The 6,831-nt window shown below is 34.2% G+C and carries 9 protein-coding genes; all 9 read left to right on the forward strand.

The features are described 5' to 3' along the window. Positions 1–44 precede the first annotated feature (44 nt). The 9 genes from DW059_RS14470 to DW059_RS16615 all read left to right on the forward strand — a co-directional run bounded on the left by DW059_RS14470 (position 45) and on the right by DW059_RS16615 (position 6,557). Positions 45–701 carry a DUF3879 family protein gene (locus tag DW059_RS14470; protein WP_117699262.1) on the forward strand — a complete coding sequence of 219 codons (657 nt, stop codon included), beginning with the start codon at positions 45–47 and terminating at the stop codon, positions 699–701. 48 nt (positions 702–749) lie between these two features. Further along, the gene (locus tag DW059_RS15835; protein ID WP_044928892.1) at positions 750–938 is read left to right on the forward strand and encodes a hypothetical protein; all 189 of its coding nucleotides are present in this window, start codon (positions 750–752) and stop codon (positions 936–938) included. Next, positions 901–1,101, forward strand: coding sequence for a DUF6947 domain-containing protein (locus DW059_RS17860; RefSeq protein ID WP_081453954.1), 201 nt, complete (start codon positions 901–903; stop codon positions 1,099–1,101). The genes DW059_RS15835 and DW059_RS17860 overlap by 38 nt, the downstream gene beginning before the upstream one ends. Positions 1,102–1,173: 72 nt before the next feature. After that, on the forward strand, positions 1,174–2,616 hold the full coding sequence (locus DW059_RS14480) for a hypothetical protein (RefSeq protein ID WP_015517468.1): 1,443 nt from the start codon (positions 1,174–1,176) through the stop codon (positions 2,614–2,616). A 280-nt stretch (positions 2,617–2,896) separates the two neighbouring features. Further along, positions 2,897–3,631 (forward strand): LytR/AlgR family response regulator transcription factor, encoded by a 735-nt coding sequence (locus DW059_RS14485; protein ID WP_117699263.1) that lies wholly within the window; start codon positions 2,897–2,899, stop codon positions 3,629–3,631. 8 nt (positions 3,632–3,639) lie between these two features. Continuing rightward, positions 3,640–4,932: an ATP-binding protein gene (locus tag DW059_RS14490; RefSeq protein WP_055193278.1), complete on the forward strand. Its 1,293-nt coding sequence runs from the start codon at positions 3,640–3,642 to the stop codon at positions 4,930–4,932. A 160-nt stretch (positions 4,933–5,092) separates the two neighbouring features. Then, positions 5,093–5,749, forward strand: a complete 657-nt coding sequence (locus DW059_RS14495; protein ID WP_117699264.1) for a DUF3879 family protein — start codon at positions 5,093–5,095, stop codon at positions 5,747–5,749. Between the two features lie 65 nt (positions 5,750–5,814). Further along, positions 5,815–6,315, forward strand: a complete 501-nt coding sequence (locus DW059_RS14500) for a hypothetical protein (protein WP_242986306.1) — start codon at positions 5,815–5,817, stop codon at positions 6,313–6,315. Continuing rightward, a complete protein-coding gene (locus tag DW059_RS16615; RefSeq protein ID WP_242986308.1) occupies positions 6,312–6,557 on the forward strand; it encodes a hypothetical protein in 246 nt (81 codons plus the stop codon). Before DW059_RS14500 ends, DW059_RS16615 begins: the two co-directional genes overlap by 4 nt. The last annotated feature ends 274 nt before the right edge of the window (positions 6,558–6,831 follow it).

Raw genomic sequence — 6,831 nt, forward strand, 5'->3', positions numbered from 1 at the left:
GCGGATGATAGATATAAAAAATTTAATGATGGGAGGTTTCGATTATGTCAAGAATTACGGACTACGGTTTTTTATTTCAAACGACATTTGGAACATCAAAAACAAATTTAGTCAACAATATTCAGTTGTCTCAAATGAACAGCAGTTCTGTACAGAAACAATTAAAAGCAGCAGGGATTGACACAAACAGTAAAAAGTATAAAGCAGCACTGAGTGAGATGATGAAGAATGGAAACGGTGCAATGTTTACGAATGTTCAGGCAATTAAGAACCTGATGAGCCAGTATGACAAAAACGGAGACTGGATTGATCCGAATACTGGATTAACAGGACTTGCGGTAACGGATGAGAACAGAAACAGTTATAAACATATCATTTCTATTCCAGAGAGCAGCCGGGAAGAAATGTTTGAACTGGCAAAGAAAGAATTCTTAAATGAAAATGGTACTCTAAATGGTGATACTACCAAAAGGGAGAGTGTATATAACAATTTATACAGAAAAATGGATAAGGATGACCGCTTATCAGCAGGCTGGACAATGGAACAATATGAACATCAATACAGACAGGCATTTGCAGAAGCTGCAAAAGCCGCAGATTCTACATGGAGAGCTGGTAAACCAATACCGGCTGGTGCATTGGATGGCATTACCAGAGAGTCTGTTGAGAGTGGCAAGAAATCAGTAGATATAAAAATATAGTATGTTTTTTATGTGGAATATATTTCATTTTTGAAGGAGGTTGCTAATATGAGAATATCAGAAAAAGCTAAAAAGACGGTTTCAAGAAAAACGTTTATGGCAGTTGTTGTAAGTATGATGGTTTGTTTGCTTTTTGTAACACCAGTATTTGCAGCTTCAAGTTTTTATAGTAAGACAACTACTAAGCTGAATGCTATTAATGGAGGAAAATCAACAACCAGCAGGTTGGTGGAGTGACTTGGTTGACAATAATCCACCATCAGGATCAATTGATGGAAACTATGCAACATCTGTTACAGTACATTGGGTAAGTGGTATTTCTTATGTAAATGCTAGTTGCACTACAATGACACAGATGACATTGGATTATTTAGTTCCTTTCGGAATAATAGTGGGCTAAATATTTAGAAAGATAAATAAATTACGGATGGTATTTTTATACCATCCGTGGATTCCAAGAGGTGACGATAAGATGGGACACTATGTACATTATATAGGTGGCGGAATAGTAGATAGTAAAATATATGAGACAGGAAATGCAGCAAAAAGTTTTAAATCGCCGATGAAAGAATTAAATGAGCAAACGGTGTTAATAGAAAATGCCAAAACAAATAAGAATGATAGTTATCATCAGCATACGAAATACGATGATCAGGTAGATCGCTATTACAGTACATATGATATAGGAACATTGTTGCATAATAATGAAAGTTATTTAGAGGGAACAATCGATTCAAAATATGATGTAGATTACTATTCTTTTTCTTATCCGCAAAAAAGTTTTTACTCTAAAATGGGTATATCTTCAGAGATAACGATTTCATTGGAAAGCAAGAATAGTCAGGCATATAATTTAGTATTGTACGATTTATATGGCAATCAGATTGGAATAGCGACAGATGATGGACATGGTAATAAACAGCTTACGGTACCTAATTGGGACTGCGTTACATCAGATTATGTGATCAGAGTAGAAAATTCCAATATGACATCGGATTCCGGGGAAGGTTCCTATAGAATAAAAATTACGGAAACGAAAAACAGGGATACTTCAAGTAGTAATGTGCAGCACTCACAAGAAATAGCAAATGCAGATAATTCAGAAGAAAAAAATGCAATAAAGCAGAAATATGAAAAAACATATCAAAGCGAAATTGACAAATTACATCAGATGCAATTTGAAGCGTTGCCGGAAGATGAAAAATATTCGGGAACGGATAGTGTAGAAGAATTATTAAATAAGATGAAAAAGGGGGAGCAGTTAAGTGTGTCGGAAATGGCATATGTGAAAATATTTGCCAATTTATCTGATTATGAGAGAGCAGAGAAGTCGAATTATATAAAAAACGATTTTTATGCAGAAATAGAAAGAATAGCAAATGAAAAAGGAATTGAACTGCCAGATACATCATGGAAAATTGAAATAGATGTATCTGGAACTATTACGATTAACGGGGACATTACAGAAGAAAACAAAGAACAGATAAAAAATATGATATCGGAAAATTTTGCTGATGATATGTGGGAAAAATATATTCAGACAGCAGATATTTCTAACACACAATATAGATTAGTAAATGCTTACTATGAAGTGGAACAGTTCATTCAGAAAGCAACAAATGGACAGTATTCATTTGACGATATAAACGTAGATGACAATGGGAAGATTACCGGACTTCCAGAGAAAATGTGTAAAATAATGAACTCCCAGGAAGCCAATGCGAAATATGAGGAAATACGAGATAATATCTATATGCTGACGGATTATAAAAATCAATATGGATTGGAGGATATTCTTGCATTTAAGGCAGGGTATAATATTTCGGACTCTGAGGTAAGTACTGTGGGTACATCTGGCAATAATAGTGTTATGGATAATGCAGGATACTATAAAAATATGAAAACTATAATATAATGATAGAACCTAATAGAAATGGCGGGTTTAAAAGACATGAATCAGTTGATTACATATCAGTATGAAGCTGATAGTATGGACAGACAATGGTATTCTATACTGTAGCAATATAATTTGGGGGGAAAATATAGGAAATGTGCCGTCAAGATGATGGCACATTTTCTATATATATGATATTTATTTAGAGCCTATTTAGATAATATGCAGAGTACTTTATATTTATTTAATGGAAAAATAAAAATTACCGATATAGTAGGAAGATAGGAAGAAGGTGAGTAATATGCTGGAAATTGTTGTCTGTGATGACGATATAGCAGATCTTGAGTGTGCAGTGACTATGCTGCATAAGATTTTTACAAGTCAAAAGATTGCTTATCATATTGAGCAATTTGCGTCTGCAAATCAAATGCTTGAAAATATCAGCAACATTGATATCGGAATTTTAGATATTTCGATGGAAGAACTGAATGGTATTAAACTGGGGAGAAAATTAAAGGAAAAATTTCCGGATGTGAAATTAGTGTATATTACGAGTTATGAAGAATATTGTATGCAGGTCATTAACGAAGTTCACGCATTTTCATTTCTATGTAAGCCATTGGAATATGATAAATTGGAAACGCAGATGTTGGAACTGCTGGATCAACTGCCGGATACCGGAGCAGAAAAGGATTTTTATAAAGTGACGGACAGCAATGGGAAAGAGTATCTGTCGATTAAATTGAAACTCAGGGACATTTTATATTTTGAATACATAAAAAGATCAAGAAAAGTACTGATAGCGTTGTCTGATATCACATATGAGTATGACTGCATTTTTGAAAAACTGGTTGAAGAACTGCAGCCCTATGATTTTGTTGTGAATTGCAGGGGAAATCTGGTTAATTTAAGGCATATTGAAAAAATAAAAGGCTTTACCATTTATATGGATAATGGAAAAGAACTCCAGATTGCGCAAAAGAGAAGCAGCGATTTTAGAGAAGAAGTAAATAAATTTTTGCAGAAAAATTCATAGGAGAAACGATGAATACGATTTTACTGATATTATGTAATGCTCTTTCCTGTTTTATCATAAGTAACATACTGTTCCAGTTTATGAATGGAAAGTATAAAAGGAGCAGTCAAAATAGATATGCATATATTGTGATCGAGGCTGTCACAGTGATTTTTACAACCTGTATCAATATGCTCAATCATTCCATATTAAATTTGGTGGTCTGGGGCGTGTTGACGGGGATAATAGCATATGCTCTGTATTATGAGGATATGGATAAACCGTTAAGACGTATCATTGAATGTGAGGCATTGGTATTTTGCATGTCTGTTTGTGAATCATTAGGAGTGATTCTTTTACAATGTATTTTGCAGGCAGCAGATATAAAAAATGTGAATGAAACGATGCTTTACTGCCTTGAGGTAACATTTTCAAAAGTAATACTTATTTTTTTGTATTATACATTCATAAACAGGTTTGTGAAAAAGAGCGATATTCCTTATGCAAAGACAAGGTACATCATGTATGGAATTATACTCCTATACAATCTGATTAACATGGGTGTAATTGTAGAGAATTTTAAAAATGGAGAAGAAAATTACTTATGTGCAGTCAATATGGGGTGTATTGTTCTGGCAGATCTATACCTTTTATATTTTGTTAAAATGGCAGATGAAAAGAACTATTATGAAAAGCAGCTCATCGCTTTAGAGCAACAGGCAAAGGTACAATACGAATACTATTTGACGCAGACAAAAAAATATGATCAAACCGTCCACATATTACATGATGTAAATAAGCATATTAAAGCAATCGAAGGATTATATGGTGCAGAGCAGGGGAATACGGCAGGAGAATATGCAGCGGAAATCAGAGAACTGTTAAAGCCGCTCATTCCGGTTCAATACACAGAAAATCCGATCTTGAACATTCTTCTTACCGATAAAGAATCCGTTATGAGGGAAAAAGGTATTTCAGTAACCATAAAGGTGGATAATGTGAATCTGAATTTCCTTGCACCAATCGACATTACAACTATTTTTGGAAATTTATTAGATAATGCGATTGAGGCAGCAGAGAAGCTGGAAGGAGAGAAATATATTTCGATTAAGATTGGCTCATACCATAAAATGATAGCTGCCAGCATCGAAAATAACTGCGGAGAGGTAAAGTGGAAAAATGGTTTTCCGGTATCAGCGAAAGGAAAAGGCGGTGGAATAGGACTGCTGAATGTTCAGAGCAGTGTAAAAAAATATGATGGAAATTTAATATTGAAAAGTGATGGAAATAAATTTATTGCTGAGTTATTCCTCAATTCATAAAAAGAGCATTCGTGCTCTTTTTTGGTAAAAAGTCTTACTTCGTGCAAAAAAATCGTACTTGGTGCAGAAAAGGTAAAATATTAGAAGTGGGTTGTCGATAGAAAAAGAAAAATAAAGCGGATGATAGATATAAAAAATTTAATGATGGGAGGTTTCGATTATGTCAAGAATTACGGACTACGGTTTTTTATTTCAAACGACATTTGGAACATCAAAAACAAATTTGGTCAACAATATTCAGTTGTCCCAAATGAACAGCAGTTCTGTACAGAAACAATTAAAAGCAGCAGGGATCGACACAAACAGTAAAAAGTATAAAGCAGCACTGAGTGAGATGATGAAAAATGGAAACGGTGCAATGTTTACAAATGTTCAGGCAATTAAGAACCTGATGAGCCAGTATGACAAAAATGGAGACTGGATTGATCCGAATACCGGATTAACAGGACTTGCTGTAACGGATGAGAACAGAAACAGTTATAAACATATCATTTCTATTCCAGAGAGCAGCCGGGAAGAAATGTTTGAACTGGCAAAGAAAGAATTCTTAAATGAAAACGGTACTTTAAATGGTGATACTACCAAAAGAGAGAGCGTATATAACAATTTATATAGAAAAATGGATAAAGATGACCGTTTATCAGCAGGCTGGACAATGGAACAATATGAACATCAATACAGACAGGCATTTGCAGAAGCAGCAAAAGCCGCTGATCATACATGGAAAGCTGGTAAACCAATACCGGAGGGTGCATTGGATGGCATTACAAGAGAGTCTGTTGAGAGTGGCAGGAAGTCAGTAGATATAAAGTTATAGATAGATTTATTTGTGAGCCACGAGGTGAAACTAAGATAATGGGTTTTAAGGAGGAAAAATAGGATATGAAAATATCTAATTACATGAATAATACGAATTCAATAATGGAAAAAAATACTGATAAAGTACAGAAAGGAAATAGTCAGACAAACGAAAAACATACAGTGGGGCAATCAGTGAAGCTTTCGATTTCTAATGAGGGATTGGAGTATTATCGTAATCGTATACAGCAGAGTGGACAGGAAAAATATGATGATGTGGTTCAAAGAAAGGAACTGTTAGCGAGTAAAAAAATCAGTGATATTGATTATAGTTATGAAATTCAAAAGAAGGCAGCACAGCAGAATCAAAATGTTGATACAGGAAAAAGTGCCTTAAATATTACTGACAAGGCAAATAATTATGTTAAAGCATACGCAGAATTATATGATGAAATTGTGAAGGGCTATGAAAATGGAACCAGAGAAATATATGTAGCTGATGAAAATGGACCTCGTAAGCTTACAAAGGATGAAGAGTTAAGCAATTTAGATGCTGCATATAAAAAAAAGTGGATGACTTTGTGACAATGGAGACAACCAATCAGCATGCCCGTGGAATTATTGGTGAAGAAATGAATAAAATTTCAAAAATTACCACAAGGTCAACTTTGGCATCGGCTTACATTGAGGAGCAAAAAACCAGGGGGAAGGATGAGATTACTGAAAACTTAGGAAAGAAGATGTATGGTGCAATTACCTCATTTAAGGAGAAATATACAATGATTCAGCCTAATAGAGAGCAGTTATTGATGAGCATTAAGATTTGATGATGTTAGTACTATGATTTACAAATAAAATAGTAATTACATATCATATTGAGGCTGAGAGAAATCTAATAGGTGACATAGTCGGAAGAACTCCGAATAATGAAGAAAAAATGTGGAAAATAAAATGAAAAAAGTTTATCGATAAGGTTCCAGTATGATTTACATGATACAGATTATAAGACTTATATAAGGCAGGGGGATAATATGGTTACTGTAAATAATTCTGACTATTATAATAACATTCCAGCGGGCAGGGATTTAAACAACCTGCCCA

The organism is Roseburia sp. AF42-8 (assembly GCF_003435965.1).
GTDB classification, from domain to species: domain Bacteria; phylum Bacillota; class Clostridia; order Lachnospirales; family Lachnospiraceae; genus Roseburia_C; species Roseburia_C amylophila.

Bases quoted from the DNA above. Each gene is read 5' to 3' on its own strand.
- DW059_RS17860 (WP_081453954.1), top strand. From the start codon at position 901: ATGGAGGAAAATCAACAACCAGCAGGTTGGTGGAGTGACTTGGTTGAC.
- DW059_RS14480 (WP_015517468.1), top strand. From the start codon at position 1,174: ATGGGACACTATGTACATTATATAGGTGGCGGAATAGTAGATAGTAAA.
- DW059_RS14495 (WP_117699264.1), top strand. From the start codon at position 5,093: ATGTCAAGAATTACGGACTACGGTTTTTTATTTCAAACGACATTTGGA.
- DW059_RS15835 (WP_044928892.1), top strand. From the start codon at position 750: ATGAGAATATCAGAAAAAGCTAAAAAGACGGTTTCAAGAAAAACGTTT.
- DW059_RS14500 (WP_242986306.1), top strand. From the start codon at position 5,815: ATGAAAATATCTAATTACATGAATAATACGAATTCAATAATGGAAAAA.
- DW059_RS14490 (WP_055193278.1), top strand. From the start codon at position 3,640: ATGAATACGATTTTACTGATATTATGTAATGCTCTTTCCTGTTTTATC.
- DW059_RS14485 (WP_117699263.1), top strand. From the start codon at position 2,897: ATGCTGGAAATTGTTGTCTGTGATGACGATATAGCAGATCTTGAGTGT.
- DW059_RS14470 (WP_117699262.1), top strand. From the start codon at position 45: ATGTCAAGAATTACGGACTACGGTTTTTTATTTCAAACGACATTTGGA.